Here is a 314-nt window from a genome sequence, read left to right as displayed (position 1 = left end):
CGGTCGACCGGCTGGCCAGGGCCGGCGTGACGGCCGAGGGTCTCGGCCGCTGCACCTATGCCGAGGAAGATCTGTTTTACTCCTACCGGCGCACCACGCACCGCAAGGAGCCCGATTATGGCCGGCAGGTTTCGGCAATCGTTTTGGAGAAGATATAATGGCGCTGCATTTTGAACGATCGGAATTCGACGCGCGGCGCGACCGGCTGATGATCGAGATGGCCGAAAAGAAGCTCGACGCCATGCTGCTGTTCGCGCAGGAAAGCATGTACTGGCTGACCGGCTACGACACGTTCGGCTTCTGCTTCTTCCAGT

General features: G+C 60.5%; 2 protein-coding genes. Both read left to right on the top strand.

Features of this window, described 5'->3' with window-relative positions; translation table 11 throughout:
- Window positions 1–158: laccase domain-containing protein (locus EN852_RS38270; protein ID WP_189546589.1), on the top strand; the 158-nt coding region annotated here is incomplete at its 5' end.
- On the top strand, window positions 158–314 hold a 157-nt coding region (locus tag EN852_RS38265; protein ID WP_189546587.1), incomplete at its 3' end, for an aminopeptidase P family N-terminal domain-containing protein. The genes EN852_RS38270 and EN852_RS38265, both read left to right, overlap by 1 nt.

Source organism: Mesorhizobium sp. M2E.F.Ca.ET.209.01.1.1 (assembly GCF_004010375.2).
Classification (GTDB): Bacteria; Pseudomonadota; Alphaproteobacteria; order Rhizobiales; family Rhizobiaceae; genus Mesorhizobium.
The sequence above is the reverse complement of the archived record's forward strand: the minus strand, read 5'-3'. Positions and strand labels throughout refer to the sequence as shown.